The sequence below is a fragment of the Sphingobacterium sp. LZ7M1 genome (assembly GCF_024296865.1).
In the GTDB taxonomy this organism is placed as follows: domain Bacteria; phylum Bacteroidota; class Bacteroidia; order Sphingobacteriales; family Sphingobacteriaceae; genus Sphingobacterium.
In genome coordinates this window covers 2,684,581-2,700,721 of record NZ_CP101134.1, presented here as the reverse complement: position 1 = coordinate 2,700,721, position 16,141 = coordinate 2,684,581, and the positions used below count along the sequence as shown (strand labels likewise).

Genomic DNA, 16,141 nt, shown 5'->3' with positions numbered 1-16,141 from the left:
ATCCATTTGGCCGTAAAAATATTATTAATAAGTGATTTCACCTTAAGATTAATGTCATTTTACATGTTAAAAAGATCAAGGTATCCCAACAGACCCGTTATCCCACCTGTATGAATAACCAATATTTTGCTTTTCGGTTTGAAATAATCTTTTTCAATGAGATCATAAACCGCGTACATAAGCTTTCCCGTATAGGTAGGTTCGACCATGATTCCAGTGGAGCTGACAAAATTCTTGATAAAGGCGATCAATTCTGGTTTGGTCTTGGCATATCCAGAGAAATGATAATCAGGGTGCATAATTATCTTTTCGGTCGGTACATTCCATTGGGAGAAATCTGCCAACAAGCCATCGGCTCCTTTTAAAACAGGCACTGTATGGACCTGGGATTTGAGTTTTTCTTTTTCAATCCCTAGTTGAAGTCCAGCGACCGTAGTCCCTGTTCCTGAAGCTACAAAGATATGGTCGTATTCTTGTTTGAGTTCAGTTATTAGTTCAGCACACCCCAATAGTCCGCGCTCGGATTTTCCACCTTCATCAATAAATAGACTGTTAAGGGGGTCGTGCTTTTTTGAGTAAAGCTCGGTTTTGTGTCTATAAGATTCTCTATCTACGAAGTTGAGTTTGAGGCCGAATATTTTGCACATATCCAAAACGGGATTTCGTATTTCCTCGCCACGGACATAGGCGGTTGCCTGGAATCCGAAAGTTGCTGCTGCAGCAGCACAGGCCAACAGATGGTTTGACCAAGCGCCTCCAAAAGTCACTAAATTGTTGATGTCTTTTGATTTAGCATATTCCAGTTGATATTTTAATTTACGCCATTTGTTCCCCGAAATAAAGGGATGGATCTTATCATCACGTTTGATAAAAAGACTGATATCTTTTTCTTGGAATCGAGGGTCCGATATTTCTTCTTCGGGGCTGAAAATTTGAAATGGCAAATGCATGTGTTAAAATTATGCTTTTTTCTTGCAGGAAATAGAATGATTATAAAAATGCTATTTTTGCAGCATGACAGATCATTTGGATAACGAGCAAGAGGAGCAGGAGCTCTATGAACATTTAAGAATTGTTGCGGATAAAGGGCAGGCCTTGTTGCGCATCGATAAATTCTTGATGAATAGGGTTGAAAACACTTCACGAAACCGGATTCAAAATGCTATAGATGCTGGAACGGTAAAGGTCAATGATAAAGTAATCAAGGCAAGCTATAAGGTGAAGCCATTTGATGTCATTACCGTGGTATTGCCCGATCCGCCAAGAGATACCGAGGTATATCCAGAGGATATTCCCTTGGATATTGTATATGAAGATGAGGACGTTTTATTGGTTAATAAAGAGGCTGGTATGGTCGTTCATCCTGGATTTAATAATTACACCGGTACCTTGGTCAATGCCTTGACCTTCCATCTCAACCAATTGCCGACCCTGCCGGGTAATACCGGACGTCCTGGATTGGTCCATCGGATTGATAAGGACACTTCGGGACTACTCGTCATTGCCAAGAATGAATGGGCAATGACCTTTTTGGCGAAGCAGTTTTTTGAGCATAGCATCACCCGGAAGTATGTAGCCTTGGTTTGGGGTGATATTGCTGAGGACGGAACCGTATCAGGATATATTGGTCGTAACTTGAAGGATAGAAGGATCATGGATATGTACGAGGATGAAGAGAAGGGGAAGTGGTCGGTTACGCATTATCGTGTTCTGGAACGCTTAGGCTATGTTACCTTGATCGAATGTCAACTGGAGACCGGAAGAACCCATCAGATCCGCGCCCATATGAAATCCATTGGACATCCGCTTTTCAGTGATGAATCCTATGGTGGTGATAAAATCTTAAAAGGCACGTCGTTTTCCAAGTACAAACAGTTTGTTGAGAATACCTTTAGCTTGCTTCCCCGTCAAGCCCTGCATGCCAGGAGTTTAGGGTTTATTCATCCAAAATCTAAAGAATTTTTGCATTTTGAAGTACCAATGCCGGAAGATTTCCGTTTAGCATTAGAGAAATGGAGAAGTTACAGCTCAATTAATCAAAGTTAGATTCTAAATATATTTATGCCCACACATTTTATTAACTACAACGGTACTGTGGTACCTCAAGATATGGCTATACTAGACGCTGATAGCCGCGCATTTCGTTATGGAGATGGTATTTTTGAAACCATGTTATGGAAGGATGGGGATATCCGTTTTCTGGACCTTCATTTGGAGCGCTTGGCGGAAAGCATGAGCATGTTGCATTTTGATGATGCCGACCAATTTGATTCCTTTTTTATCCGCAGTAAAGTAGAAGAGTTGCTTCGCAAAAACAATATGGTGGGACAGCAAGCCCGGGTTCGCCTTATCGTCTTCAGACAAGGGGGAGGGCTGTATAGTCCAGAAACCAATAAAGCGGCCTATATTCTGCAAGTAGATCGAAAACCAGAAACCCTGAGGGATAAAAAGACTGGTTTAATCATTGATATATATACCGAATACAAAAAGGCTTATTCAGAGCTATCTAAGATTAAGTCCAATAATGCCTTAATCTATGTAATGGCAGGACTTTTCAAGAAAAAGAATGCCTTTGATGAAGTCTTGATCCTTAACCAATCTGGTAACCTTTGTGAGGCTTTGGCCTCAAATATTTTTATCTATTATGATAAGGTGCTCTATACGCCAGCGTTATCTGAAGGATGTATTGCAGGGGTTATGCGTCGAGTAGTTATGGATATGGCGCAGGAGCAAGGTATTGAGGTTGTTGAGGCTGAAATAAAACCTGATATTGTCAAAGTAGCCGATGAAATATTCTGTACCAATGCCGTTGAAGGGATTCAATGGGTGATGGGATATAAGCACAAACGCTATTTCAATAAGATTTCAAGGATATTCCAAGATAGGTTATTGTCTTGGTCCTATGAGACTGAGGAGTAAGTCAGCATTTTCTTGAGCAGGACTATTTGGCCAAGGTGATAATAGGCATGTTCAATCTGTCCATCGATATTTCTTAAATAGGAACCGTATTTTTCATCGAAGAAATCTTGCTGTAGTTTAGCATCATAGATTTCCTCAATGGATTTGGCGAGGGTTTCAGATTGGTAGAATAAATCATTTTTTAAAGATTGCCATTCTTCATTGTTCTTTAAATCAACCATGGGAAAGCTAAGGGAGTCTTTAATATCCAGGTTTCCGGTTTGGAAAAATTGGTTTATCCCTTTGATATAATAAAGGACATGGAAACTGAGGTCGTAAATTCGGTTTATATTAGGGACTTTTTTCATGGCCAGTTCTAAATGTATATCACTCAATTCTTTTTGCCAATTGCTGTTCGCGATCCAAGTCCCGGAAAGCATGACTTCCCTGAACCTATTAGCAAGGTATTTACACATAAGGAGGTTTATTGAATAGCATAAATGCTGTTTATTATCAAATATAACAAAGAAAAAGGGATAGTTTTTGCTATCCCTTTCTAATTAATATATAGTTATTTGTGATTCAAGGCTATAATCAACGTGGATTAATTTTCCCCTTAAGAGTTAGTTCTTAACCAATTCCACATTTACTGTGATGGCAACTTCAGGAGCGACTGCGTCGATTCCTGCAGCGGTTTTGTCTGCATATTTAATGTTGTAATCAAAACGGTTGATTGAAGTAGTAGCTGTAAATCCAGCTCTGGTTTTTCCCCAAGGATCTAGGATAGTACCGTTATTTTGGATCACATCAAAGGTTACACTTTTTGTTACGTCTTTAATGGTTAGGTCTCCTGTCAGTTTGAATTTACCTTTGCCAGCTTTTTTAAGGGTGGCATTTTTAAGGGTCATTTTTGGGAATTTCTCTGCACTGAAGAAGTCATCGCTCTTCAAGTGATTGTCTCTTGCTTCAATTCTAGTATCGATGCTGTTCACATCAATGTCAAATGAAACAGTAGCATTGTCAAAGTTCACAGAATCTTTAGATTCTACTTGACCTTCCAACTTGGTGAAATCTCCATCAACGAAAGAGATTCCTAAGTGTTTGATTTCAAAACGAGCATTCGTATGTGCAGGGTCAACAGACCATTTTGTTTGTGCGAATGCAACGTTGCTAACTAAAATCAGGGCTGTAAAAAAGCTTAATAGAGTTTTCATATTCATATATTTTTAATTTCGTTTTTGTTTATTACTGCAAATTTTGGGATAAAATTATACTTGCACATTGATCTATGATAATAAATGAAAATAGATTAAAAATGTTTTATTTGACTAGGATTTGAAGCCGATTAGCTACAATAAAATATAGATTGGTTTACGCTGTGATGTAATGTAAAAATTAAATATATTTATTGTGATTTCAGGTAAGAATGAGCTTATTATTGAAGTTAATAAATTCAATGAAGATTGGATTGATAGAGACTGTTTAATAGAAGGTTTTGAAATATTAATAACTGGCAATAAAGTTGTTTGTTCAAAATCTGAATAAATACAATGAAAAGCAAAAATGAAAATAGGATCAGAGATTGAAAGTGCAGTAAGGCGGGGAGATACTGTCTACCTTGAAAAGAACCTCATTGATAGTCAAGTTAATGACGTTAATGAACAGTCGCAAAACCTATTAATGATTGCGACCTATCAGAATGATTATCCAACGGCAGCTTTTTTGGTTAAGCGGGGAGCGGATCCCAACCAACAAGATGAGCTGTTGAACAGTCCCTTTCTATATGCTGCAGCATCAGGATATTTAGATTTAGTAAAATTGTACCTTGCCTATGGGGCGCGTTTTGATGTTTTTAACCGATTTAACGGTACGGCATTGATTCCAGCTGCTGAAAAGGGATATGTTGATGTAGTTCGGTTATTATGTCACACGAAGAACTTTCCAATAAACCATATTAACAAATTAGGTTGGACTGCATTGTTAGAGGCTGTTATTCTTGGGGATGGCAGCAAGGATTATGTGGATATTGTAAATATACTTTTGAAGGGCGGAGCCGATAAGTCTATCGCTGATAAAGATGGGGTATCTGCTTTGGAACATGCTGAACAGAAAGGCTTCTCTGATATCGTCGAAATATTACAGATGTATTAATCAAATATAAACATTCATAAAAGGGCTGGATCATGTTATTTTCTTGATTACTTTTTCGACTCTTTTTCGTTTACTGTCTTTTTCGATTTCCTCTAATCTGCCCGATAAAGTTTCGGTAAATTTCTTGGAATATGGTGATTTTATTTTAGTACTGACCAGCTCAGCGTACATTGCTAATTGGTTTGTAGGGCATTGCGATAATTGTTTGATGATTGCATTGAAAGCAAGTTCCTGGTATGGTGGGAGGCTTGTTAGATTGGTTAATATGGCGACATAATTGTCCCTGGTGATCACGGAACCTTGTTCTACCGCATTTTCAAGTGTCATGATGTTATTTGCGATATGATCGGCCTCAAGCAGGGATATGGTTTTTAATGCTGTCATAGCTCCCCATTGAAGTCTGTTGTTTTTACTTTTTAAGGCATCCATAAAATCATTACAATAAGGATTTGAGGTGATATTTCTCCTATCTCATAAAGAACTTTGATGCTGTCATTCTGTAAGTCTTTTTGTTTGCCCTGGATTAATTGGAATAGTTCCTCAATAGCATTTTTATCATTGTTTTGAGCTATTTCTTGAGCCAATAGAATGTTAGGTTCTTCATCGCGTCTTCCTAACACAGATGCTAATCTATCTTTTATCATGTTTTCAAGGTTTGATGGTGTAATTTATGGGAAATACAGAAGAGATTCCCATTTAGAATGAAATTTTACATTACTGAAAATCCGGTTAATTTTTGGATTATGATTTTCGATTATTAACTTATAACCAATTGAAAACTGAACATTTCTTGAATCATGCATTTGAATGAGTGGCTTGATTTTAGATGTATTTCAAGGAATAATCTAGGGAAAGCATTCCTATTTGTAAATAAGCTCAAACAATTGAGTGTGTAATGTATTAATTAAGTAAGCAATATGACTAAAGAAGAATATTTATCGAAATATAACGAGGAAGATACGGTAGGTTGGACCGCAATCGATGAACAGCTAACTACAGTGTATCCAGGAATTGAACCTAGGCATTATGGACCATTATGTGGTTTGCATTTTGCCGCAGGCGGAACCGATCCTATTGACGGTATAAGCGTATATGATAATAGGCAAGATCCAGCCCATTTACATTTAGTTACGTACGGTATGAGTGAACTTTACTATAATCCTGAAATGGCGAGTAGTGAATTTAGTAAATGGGGTTTTGAATTCACCTTTAGGTTGGTACCTTTTGCTGAAGATCAAGGTGATCCAGGATGGGCGATGCAGGTTTTCAATAATCTGGCCCGATATGTTTACCAGAGTGGAAGATGGTTTGAAGAGAATCAGTTCATTCCGGCAAAGGGTCCAATCCGATTAAATACAGACACAGCAATTGTTGGTTTTGTCACCACTCTTGACCCTCAATTAGGGCGGATCAATACAGCGCATGGAGAGGTGTCTTTTATCCAATTGGTAGGAGTTACGCAAAAAGAACTTGACTTTCTAATGGAGGCAGCTTCCACCCAAAAGGTTGCTGATTTTATTAGTGAAATGAAAATGGGTAATCCATTGTTGGTTACGGATTTAAATAGGAAATAAAAAGGCATCATAAATATCAATATGAAGCATATCAATGGTTTTCAAAAGATAAAGCGTGTTGGACAAATTCTAAAAATCCTTTCGAAACATGGATTTGATGAAGTTGTCTCCAGGTCCAATCTTGATAGGATATTGCCAGATAGTTTCTTGTTCTGGAATAATCATGCTCGAAAGGTATTTGAGGAAGATTTTAATGTAAGGGTCCGACTAGCTATTGAAGAATTGGGTCCAACATTTATTAAGTTGGGGCAATTACTGAGCAATCGCCCAGATATTATTCCCAAAGACCTACAGGAGGAGCTAATAAAACTGCAGGATGAAGTTGCTTTAGAAGGTATTGATATCCGAAAAAGGTTGGCCGATGAATTAGAGGTTGACCTTGATGAACATTTTATCTCCATTGATGAAATTCCTATAGCTTCAGCCTCAATTGCTCAGGTCTATCGAGCTACTTTAAAAAATGGTAAAGAGGTTGTATTAAAGGTAAAAAGAGAGGAAATTGACGAGGTCATTCAAGCTGACCTGGATTTTATCAAAGATTTAGTCAAGCTACTTCAGCGGAAATATGAAGTAGTCTATAAAATGAACCTTTATCAAATCGTTCTTTCTTTTGAAAGTTCCCTGTTGAATGAGCTTTCGTTTACCAATGAAATAAATAATATCGAGCGGTTTAGAAGAAACTTCAAAGAGAACAAGGATGTTTATGTTCCTAAAGTTTATAGGAAATTTAGTACAGATACCTTGATCTGCATGGAGTTTATAGATGGCGTAAAGGTTAATGATCAAGAAGGATTTAAGCAATATGGGCTATATCCAAAGTCGGTTTTGCAAAATGTATTAGATCTCTATTTAGAACAGGTGCTGATGCACGGTTTCTTCCATGCCGATCCCCATCCCGGAAATGTTTTTGTCAACCATCGTGGTCAGATCGTTTTTATAGACTTTGGCGCCATGGGATTTATGATTCCAGAGGATAGAAAGATCATAGAGGCCATGGTTCTTGATTTTCTGGCAAACGATGCCAAAAGTTTGATAAAAAACATAAAGAGACTTTCTGTAGCCCACCATATTGAAGATGAAAGGCGGTTGGAAAGAGATGCTTATGAAATATTTGAGATGATCAAGCAAAATGCCCTTGATGACATTGATATTTCAGTGATGTTGCAAAAATTAAATATCGTTTTGCAAAGTAATCATATCTTATTGCCAGATTTTGTTTACCTCTTGCTTCGTGGAGTTTCAATATTAGAGGGTACAGGTCGACAATTAGATGCTGATCTCAATGTGCCTGAGAGTATTGAACCCTTTGCCAAAAAGATAGCGGCTGAGAAATTTTCTTCAGAATATATTTTAGGGCAATTGAAGGAGAAAGCCAAATTTGCCAAGGATGTCCTGACTGAAGTGCCTTTGGATCTGTTGACCATTTTAGAAAAGGTAAAAGAGGACAAAATAACCGTAAACCACAAAATGCAAGATTTTGATAATCTTCAATTGATCCTGCATAGGATGGGAAATAAATTTTTGCTGTCCATTTTGGCAATGACCTTTGGAGTTGGGGCAAGTATCCTTGCGCATGGAAGGGTTGGTTATCTGATCTGGGGTATTCCTGTACTTTCGTGGTTTGGCTTTATCATGAGTTTTATCTTATGTTTCGCCTTGTTGAGCCATTTGTATAAGAGTAAATAGTATTTAGACACAAGACACAAGACATGAGACATGAGACAATTGTCAATTGTCCATCCCTAAATAGGGTTGACTGTTTAATACTTTTTGAAGGATAATAGGAAAGGGCAAACTGATAGTTTGCCCTATTTTATTTTTAGAATATGCTTTTTAAGTGTTTGTAGTTTGACTTAATGGTTTCAAAGACTTCGTCCATCCGGCCGCCAAGGATCAGTTTTCCCATACTTTCTGTCATGCCCACGACTTGATTTGCGCTGATGTGGGAAGGCATTGCCAATGCGCTAGGGTTGGTGAAGATGTTCAATAGGAATGGACCATCGACGCGTAAAGTTTCCGCGATGACCGAATCTACCTCTTCTGGCTTATGGATATTGATAGCTGGGATGCCGAAGGCTTCAGCAACCTTAGCGAAGTCCGGGTTTTCCATATCAGTTTGATTATCAACCAAACCAGCTACTTGCATTTCAAGTTTTACCATACCTAAAGCTCTATTATTAAAAACAATAAGCTTTATGGGAAGATTATATTGTTTTATGGTTGCTAAATCTCCTAACAACATCGAAAGGCCACCATCGCCGCACATAGCTATGACCTGTCTTTCAGGATGGGCTAATGCCGCTCCAATTGCCATAGGCATGGCATTGGCCATGCTACCATGATTAAAGGATCCAAGCATCTTCCGGTCGCCTGTTTGCTGTATATACCTAGCACCCCATACACAGGTCATTCCAGTATCAAGGGTAAAGATGGCATTAGGGCTAGCATGTTTGTTGATCACATCGGCAACAAATTCAGGTTGTATGGCATCTTTTGTGCCTATATCGTCAACATACTCATGAAGGTTATCCTGTACTTTCTTTGCGAAATTGCCCAATGAGTCCAGAAAGGCGCTGTCCACTTTTTCCTCTAAAAGTGGTAATAAAGCGAGTATGGTTTCTCGGATATCGCCTACTGCCGCGAGATCGAGCTTACATCTTCTGCCGAGCCTTTCTTCCGCTGTATCGATCTGGATTATTTTGTTGTCGGTTGGCATAAAATCATCATATGGCATATCAGTACCTAACAATAGCAGTACATCCGCTTCTTTCATCGCTTGGTAGCAGGAAGGGATGCCTAAAAGACCAGTCATTCCCACATCATAGGGAGCAGGCAGTTGGGCATTCATTTTTCCCCGAAAGCTATAGCCTACTGGTGCTTTTAGTTTCTGTGCCAGGAGCTGTAATTCTTGCCTAGCACCTATAGCGCCAATTCCAGCATAAAGAGTGATTTTCGATCCTTTATTTAGGAGGTCAGCAATTTTTTGAAGTTCAGTGTCCGAGGGTCTGATTAAAGGGTTACATCGGAAAATTTGGGTTGAGGTTATTGATTCTTTGGCCTTTAATTTAGAAACATCGCCCGGTAACCCGATGACACTGACTCCCTTTTGAGAGATTGCATGCTGAATTGCAGATTGAATGATACGAGGAGCCTGTTCGGCCGTAGTAATCAATTGGTTGTACCCACTACAGTCATCAAATAGTTTATAGGTGTTTGTTTCTTGGAAATAGCTGGTTCCCATTTGATTTGTTGGAATGGTTGATGCAATCACTAACATAGGTACATGCGCACGATGGGCTTCATAAACCCCATTGATTAAATGCACATGTCCGGGTCCACAGCTTCCTGCACAGCATGCTAAACCATCCAACTCTGCCTCAGCGGCAGCGGCATAAGCTCCAACCTCCTCATGCCTGACATGGATCCATTGGATTCTACCATCTTTTCTAATTGCTTCATTGAAAAAGTTCAAACTATCACCTGTTACTGCATATACTCGTTTAACTCCCGCTTCAACGAGCATTTCTACCAATTGTTCTGCAACTATTTTAGCCATTTTGAATAAGATTTTATGTTATATTTCCTTTATTAAACAACAGGTTTTCAGTCTTTTGGTTTCTTGAAACTTAAAAATATTCGAAACAGAAGTAGGATAAGGGCACAAAAAAAGCGGCCATTTAGCCGCCTTTAATAAATTTATTAATTTTCTGTAAGGTTCTTAAAACTTATAAGTCACACCCGCACCAAGGATCTGTCTTACTTGTAATCCTGGGCCTTTGGTGCCATCGCTTTTAGGAACATTCACGTTGTCATCATATACCAGTTGAACGGCCGCATTTACTGATATGAACCTATTTACCTGTAGATTTAGGTTTGCTAAATAGTCTACATCAATATTTTGTGGATCTTGAAGATAATTAGAGTATAATTTCAGGATGGTTTCAAAAGTAATGTTTTCCATTAACCCGACTTTATAGTAAGCATCTAAAGCTGCACCAAATTCGTTTCTTGAGAATTTATCTGGATCAACACCGTAATCTGGTCTTAGGCTTTCAGCTCCCACCATCACAAACCTTGCAGATGCCGGAGAGATATTGATTTTGAAATTGTCTGATTCTTTGAAAGCCATACCTGGACCGAAACTTAAATATGCAGGAGCAAATGGGGCAGAAATCTTTCTTCCTCTAATCTGATCCTTATATTCATAACCATTTGCAAATTGGGTATTGAAGTTCATGAAAAAGGTGTAATACCATTTTTCAGCAGCTTGGTAGCCTAGTAAACTGTTAATAGCGAAACGGTCATCGTTTTTTCTCCAATCTGTTTCTTTTTGGTAGGTCTGTCCATAGGCAGCGATCAATTTATTATCCCAATTCCATTTGTCTTTTTTGTAATTGAAATCGTAATTGAAAATCAGATTTCCAGCCAAGGAGTTTACACCACCCGCAGCCCAGTTTGAAAAGGAACTTTGGTTTAATAGAAAGGTGTTTTCACCCATGATGGTCCAAGTTTTGGTTGTGTCAATCTCTAGGTTTTCCTCACCTTCAGACTCTTGAGCTGAGACTTGCAAACTAAGGAAGGTAACAGCAGATAAAAAAGCAACTTTTAATACTTTCATGATTGATAATTATTTTGTGAATAGTTGTGAAATTTGCGGCGCTAAATTATTAAAACTTAATTTTTATCCAATGAGTGGCTGTGGGAGAAGGGGGTTCGGCTGGTTAAGGAAATTCAGGAAATCATAGGATAACTTTGATTTAAAGTCAATGGGGGTAGTTTATAAGGTTTTTAATGGTTGCCTAATTAAATTTTGAAAAAAATTAGGTATTGTAACTTTTACAAAATTATATTTTGAATAAAAGGATTTTTCATTATGAAAAAACGAACTGATTTTTCCCGAATTGGTCTTATAAATCTGTTTATGAGTTGACTGAAATCAGTAAGGTTTGGACTGGAATTTGTTGTAATAGATAAAAAATATTGAAAGATGGTAATTGCGGTTGATTTTGATGGAACCATTGTTGAGCATAGATACCCAAGGATTGGGAAACCCATTCCTTTTGCAATAGATATTTTGAAGCAATTACAGAATGAGCATCATATATTGATATTGTGGACGGTGAGGGAGGGTGAGTTGTTACAGGAGGCTATTGATTATTGTAAAGATCAAGGGTTGGAATTTTACGCACATAATTCGAATTTTCCTGAAGAGGACCGGAGTAAAGGTCCAAGAAAACTAAGTGCTGATTTATTTATTGATGACCGAAACTTTGGTGGGCTACCAGATTGGGGGATAATTTATCGGGCAATAAACAAAAAAATGGCACATGATCTAGCCTTTGATACGGATGCGGTTTTCGAAGAAGGCATTCGTCCCGCCAAGGTTTCAGCTTGGAAAAAGATCTTTAAATAATTTATTTATTAATTTAAATTTTCTATTTTTATAATATAATTATTGATTTCAGTTCCTTTTGCTGGGGTTATGGTATTAATTCCTTTGCAATAATCTAGATATTGTTCCATACCTCTAAATTATGGGTTTAATAATTGGCTTAATGGTATTAATTAGGGCTAAGTAAATTTGATAAGTCTTAGAAATTAGATGTTTAAGCACATAAATGAGGGTGTAAGGTTTGGGCTACAAATTGAGAAATATAAGGTGTGGATAGGCTTAATCAGTCGTTTGCCCTTTAAATATGTTATAAATTTGTTCCAAACAAATGCTCATTTTATAAAGCAAAATTAAATCGTTGGTTAGATATAGTGTTACTAAATCAGCTTTCAACTAAAGTCTAAAAAATTAAGTCGATGGAGTTTATCATTCTACTTGTTCCTTTCTTATTAGCCATATTTCTTGGGAAGATTATCATCCCATATATTATGCTTATAACATATAGGAAGAGGTTATTTGATCCCATCGATGCAAGAAAAGTCCACCAGAGTATTATCCCTAGATTAGGTGGAGTTGCATTTGTTCCCATTCAATGTTGTTTATTAGCCATTACCGTTGTATTAGTTTATAAGACTAATTTTGTCAATTTAGGCATTGTGACATGGGAAGTATTTCCGATGTTCATCATGTTAATTTGTGGTCTGGTAATTCTTTATATCATTGGGATAGCAGATGATTTAATTGGAGTAAGCTATAAATGGAAGTTTGTTGCACAGATTTTGGTAGCTACATTCTTTCCTCTAGCTGGATTATGGATCAATGATCTTTATGGATTGATGTTCCTAACTTATCTGCCAGCATGGGCTGGCATTCCGCTCACAATTTTTGCTGCTGTACTTATCATCAATGCGATCAATCTGATCGATGGTTTGGATGGATTATGTTCTGGCCTGGTTGGCGTTGGCTGTTTGGTATTAGGGACCTTATTTGCATTCTATCATGCCTGGATCCATGCCTTGTTAGCATTTATTACAACAGGTATTTTAATATCATTCTTCTATTACAATGTTTTTGGTGCATCCAAAAGGAGGAGAAGGATATTTATGGGTGATACAGGCAGTATGACCTTAGGATATACCATGGCATTTCTAGCCATTAGCTTTGCTATGAACAATAAGAGTATCAAGCCTTTTTCTGAAGGAGCTATTGTTGTAGCTTTCTCGACATTGATCGTTCCTGTTTTTGATGTAGCAAGGGTAATATTTATCAGATGGTACAAGGGCTTGCCTTTGTTCAAGGCAGATCGTAGCCATTTGCACCATAAATTACTTCGATCAGGTCTATCACATAAGAGTGCCATGATGAGTATCATTGGTCTCTCTTTGTTTTTCTGTGCTTTTAATATTATCACCGTTCAATTCATTAGCAATAATGTAGTTGTTCTTTTGGATCTTGTTTTGTGGTTCTTGTTTACATTGACTTTCAATTATTTTGTGAACAAAAGAAATGCTAAACTTGTTAATCAGGAAATGGAACAAGGAACGATAAAAGTAGAAACTGCTCAGTTTACTGAGGCTCAGGTTAAAGAGGTTAAAGCTGGGGAAGCTCCAGATGCAGTTTCAGTCACATTAATAAATAAAATATAACATTTAGATTTTAGATGAATATAGCTATTATCGGTGGTTCAGGTTTTGTTGGCACAAAGCTAATTGGAAACCTCATTGATACTCCCACACTAAACCTTATCAATATTGATAAACAACAAAGTTCTAGTTATCCACAGTTGACAAAAATTGCGAATGTTCTTGATAAAGTTCGATTAAAAGAGCTTTTGAAGGGCCAAGATGTGGTGATTTTGTTAGCAGCAGAGCATAGGGATGATGTTTCTCCGACGTCACTTTATTATGATGTGAATGTGGAAGGGATGAGGCATACCCTAGAAGCCATGGAAGCTAATGGTGTTAGCAGGCTGATCTTTACCAGTTCTGTAGCGGTTTATGGCTTGGATAAGGATAATCCGGATGAATCTTTTCCTGCGGATGCATTTAACCATTACGGTAAGAGTAAATGGGAGGCTGAGCAGGTTCTTCAAGAGTGGTATAAGACCCATGCTGACTGGAACATCAATATCGTTCGCCCTACAGTGATCTTTGGAGAAGGTAACAGAGGGAATGTTTTTAACCTGTTGAATCAAATTGCATCAGGTAAATTCATGATGATCGGTGATGGAAAAAATCAAAAGTCTATGTCCTATGTTGGGAATGTCGTTGCATTTCTAGAATTCTTGATTCAACATAAGCGAGAGGGTTATAATGTATATAACTATGTAGACAAGCCCGATTTTACTACCAATGATTTGGTTTATCATACTGGTGAGATTTTGGGTAAAAAGATTCCGACTACCCATATCCCTTACTGGATCGGGATGCTAGGAGGTTACGGCTTTGATGTATTGGCATTTTTAAGCCGGAAAAAATTGACGATCAGTTCTGTTCGCGTGAAGAAATTCTGTGCAGTTACTAAATATGATTCTACAAAAGCGATGTCTTCAGGTTTTGTTCCCCCATATTCTATGGAGGAAGGCTTAAGGAGAATGTTGAATGCAGAATTCGGGAAATAATATAAAATCATAATTTTATATTAAAAATTTTGAAACTATAAAGCATGGGGCTTAAAGAGCAAGCTGCTAAAGGAGTATTTTGGGTTTTTGCTGAACAGTTTGGTTCGCAACTGATCGGTTTTGTCATAAACCTGGTTTTAGCAAGAGTTTTATTGCCATCTGATTTTGGAACAATTGCTTTGTATGGGGTAATTATGAGTGTATCCGCTGTTTTGGTAAACGGGGGATTGACAAATAGCCTTATACGAAGTCAAGATGTCGACCAAAGGGATATGTCCACTGTGTTCTGGTTCAATTTTGGTGTCAGTGTTATCCTGTACTGCATCATCTTTTTTACCGCTCCACTTGTTGCCGCTTTTTATGAAATCCCAGTTCTTACAGGATTAATCAGGACTTATGCCATCATCTTAATCATTGATTCCTTTGCGGCAGTTCAAGCGACGAAGGTCATTAAAGAGATGAATTTCAAAAGGGCGTTCAAGATTCAGTTACCATCCATGCTGGCTGGCGGTGCATCTGGGATTTTCTTTGCGACCCATGGGTTCGGTGTCTGGTCACTGATCTATTCTTCCCTAGTTCAAAACTTTGTTTATACATTACAATATTGGTTGTATAGTGATTGGAGGCCTTCTTTTGTCTTTGATAAAGAGAAATTCAAATACCATTTTTCCTTTGGTGTGAAATTGACCGCTTCGTCATTGTTGGATACGATTTTCAATAATTTGTACAACATTATCATTGGTAAGAAGTTTTCTCCAACCCAATTGGGTTATTATAATAGGGCTGATTCATTAAAGCAATTGCCGATTACAAATATAGCTGGGGCTTTAAATAGGGTTACATTTCCACTGTTTGCCAAGCTAGCCCATGATGATGCTGCATTGAAAAAATATTATCAAAGTATTATTTTGGTTGTGATCTTTCTGATAGCTCCATTGTCAGTTTTAATGGTTGTAGTTGCAGAACCTTTGATCCGGTTTTTATTGACAGATAAATGGTTGCCTTCTGTCCAATACTTTCAAATCTTATCAATAGGAGGGATTTTTTATCCAATCCATGCCTATAACCTGAATATCTTGCAGGCAAAAGGTAGGTCCGACCTTTACTTGAAAATCGAGGTTTTCAAAAAGATAGTTATTGTTTCGGTCATTTTATGCTGTTTGCCATTCGGTATGATTGGTTTAGTCTGGGGTAGTGTTATTATTTCAGTCATTACGGTTTTCATAAATACCCATTACACTTCTAAGTTTATTAATTACCCTATTTGGAGACAATTTGCTGATTTGTTGCCGAGTATTATCAGGGCGTTAATTGTAGGTGGGCTCGTTTTCCTAATTGACCAATATTTACTTATAAATTACCACGATTTAATTCGTTTGATAATATCTGTTTCCATATATTTGTGTACTTATTTTGGCGTTGCTTATCTATTAAAGACTAAGGAATTGGCTATATTAATTGACTTAATTAAAGGTAGCCGCAAGAATAAAGAGACTTAAACAACTT

General features: G+C 37.6%; 16 protein-coding genes. 9 read left to right on the top strand and 7 right to left on the bottom strand.

Going from position 1 to position 16,141, the window contains the following annotated elements:
* Nucleotides 1-59: 59 nt before the first annotated feature.
* Complete coding sequence (locus tag NMK93_RS11700; RefSeq protein ID WP_254527420.1) at nt 60-950, bottom strand: 1-aminocyclopropane-1-carboxylate deaminase/D-cysteine desulfhydrase; 891 nt, start codon at nt 948-950, stop codon at nt 60-62.
* 64 nt (nt 951-1,014) lie between these two features.
* Here NMK93_RS11700 and NMK93_RS11695 point away from each other — a divergent pair, with 64 nt between their 5' ends.
* Together NMK93_RS11695 and NMK93_RS11690 are read left to right on the top strand one after the other, a co-directional pair.
* Complete coding sequence (locus NMK93_RS11695; RefSeq protein ID WP_185212455.1) at nt 1,015-2,046, top strand: RluA family pseudouridine synthase; 1,032 nt, start codon at nt 1,015-1,017, stop codon at nt 2,044-2,046.
* 15 nt (nt 2,047-2,061) lie between these two features.
* Nucleotides 2,062-2,919 carry an aminotransferase class IV gene (locus NMK93_RS11690; protein WP_185216655.1) on the top strand — a complete coding sequence of 286 codons (858 nt, stop codon included), beginning with the start codon at nt 2,062-2,064 and terminating at the stop codon, nt 2,917-2,919.
* Here NMK93_RS11690 and NMK93_RS11685 read toward each other — a convergent pair.
* Both NMK93_RS11685 and NMK93_RS11680 read right to left on the bottom strand, forming a co-directional pair.
* Complete coding sequence (locus NMK93_RS11685) at nt 2,901-3,374, bottom strand: DUF1572 domain-containing protein (RefSeq protein ID WP_254527419.1); 474 nt, start codon at nt 3,372-3,374, stop codon at nt 2,901-2,903. The two genes, NMK93_RS11690 and NMK93_RS11685, sit on opposite strands and share 19 nt — an antisense overlap.
* Before the next feature lie 147 nt (nt 3,375-3,521).
* Nucleotides 3,522-4,112, bottom strand: a complete 591-nt coding sequence (locus NMK93_RS11680; RefSeq protein ID WP_185212449.1) for a YceI family protein — start codon at nt 4,110-4,112, stop codon at nt 3,522-3,524.
* Nucleotides 4,113-4,461: 349 nt separating this feature from the next.
* Here NMK93_RS11680 and NMK93_RS11675 point away from each other — a divergent pair, with 349 nt between their 5' ends.
* On the top strand, nt 4,462-5,049 hold the full coding sequence (locus NMK93_RS11675; RefSeq protein WP_185212448.1) for an ankyrin repeat domain-containing protein: 588 nt from the start codon (nt 4,462-4,464) through the stop codon (nt 5,047-5,049).
* 30 nt (nt 5,050-5,079) lie between these two features.
* On the opposite strand, the gene NMK93_RS11670 is transcribed toward NMK93_RS11675, so the two are convergent.
* Entirely contained in the window at nt 5,080-5,433 is a 354-nt protein-coding gene (locus NMK93_RS11670; protein WP_254527418.1) for a hypothetical protein, read from the bottom strand.
* Nucleotides 5,434-5,465: 32 nt separating this feature from the next.
* The gene (locus NMK93_RS11665) at nt 5,466-5,693 is read right to left on the bottom strand and encodes a hypothetical protein (RefSeq protein ID WP_254527417.1); all 228 of its coding nucleotides are present in this window, start codon (nt 5,691-5,693) and stop codon (nt 5,466-5,468) included.
* A gap of 273 nt (nt 5,694-5,966) precedes the next feature.
* On the opposite strand from NMK93_RS11665, the gene NMK93_RS11660 reads away from it, so the two are divergent.
* A complete protein-coding gene (locus NMK93_RS11660) occupies nt 5,967-6,623 on the top strand; it encodes a suppressor of fused domain protein (RefSeq protein ID WP_254527416.1) in 657 nt (218 codons plus the stop codon).
* Between the two features lie 21 nt (nt 6,624-6,644).
* Nucleotides 6,645-8,309, top strand: coding sequence for an AarF/ABC1/UbiB kinase family protein (locus tag NMK93_RS11655; protein ID WP_254527415.1), 1,665 nt, complete (start codon nt 6,645-6,647; stop codon nt 8,307-8,309).
* 133 nt (nt 8,310-8,442) lie between these two features.
* Here NMK93_RS11655 and NMK93_RS11650 read toward each other — a convergent pair whose 3' ends face one another.
* Entirely contained in the window at nt 8,443-10,179 is a 1,737-nt protein-coding gene (locus tag NMK93_RS11650; protein ID WP_254527414.1) for a thiamine pyrophosphate-dependent enzyme, read from the bottom strand.
* Between the two features lie 162 nt (nt 10,180-10,341).
* Nucleotides 10,342-11,241: a DUF3078 domain-containing protein gene (locus NMK93_RS11645; protein ID WP_254527413.1), complete on the bottom strand. Its 900-nt coding sequence runs from the start codon at nt 11,239-11,241 to the stop codon at nt 10,342-10,344.
* A 369-nt stretch (nt 11,242-11,610) separates the two neighbouring features.
* Here NMK93_RS11645 and NMK93_RS11640 point away from each other — a divergent pair, with 369 nt between their 5' ends.
* The 4 genes from NMK93_RS11640 (at nt 11,611) to NMK93_RS11625 (ending at nt 16,134) form a co-directional block, all read left to right on the top strand.
* Nucleotides 11,611-12,036 carry a BT0820 family HAD-type phosphatase gene (locus NMK93_RS11640; RefSeq protein ID WP_185212442.1) on the top strand — a complete coding sequence of 142 codons (426 nt, stop codon included), beginning with the start codon at nt 11,611-11,613 and terminating at the stop codon, nt 12,034-12,036.
* Nucleotides 12,037-12,503: 467 nt separating this feature from the next.
* The gene (locus NMK93_RS11635; RefSeq protein WP_254527412.1) at nt 12,504-13,661 is read left to right on the top strand and encodes an MraY family glycosyltransferase; all 1,158 of its coding nucleotides are present in this window, start codon (nt 12,504-12,506) and stop codon (nt 13,659-13,661) included.
* A 14-nt stretch (nt 13,662-13,675) separates the two neighbouring features.
* Nucleotides 13,676-14,635, top strand: a complete 960-nt coding sequence (locus tag NMK93_RS11630; protein ID WP_185212440.1) for an NAD-dependent epimerase/dehydratase family protein — start codon at nt 13,676-13,678, stop codon at nt 14,633-14,635.
* 44 nt (nt 14,636-14,679) lie between these two features.
* Entirely contained in the window at nt 14,680-16,134 is a 1,455-nt protein-coding gene (locus NMK93_RS11625; RefSeq protein ID WP_254527411.1) for a lipopolysaccharide biosynthesis protein, read from the top strand.
* The last annotated feature ends 7 nt before the right edge of the window (nt 16,135-16,141 follow it).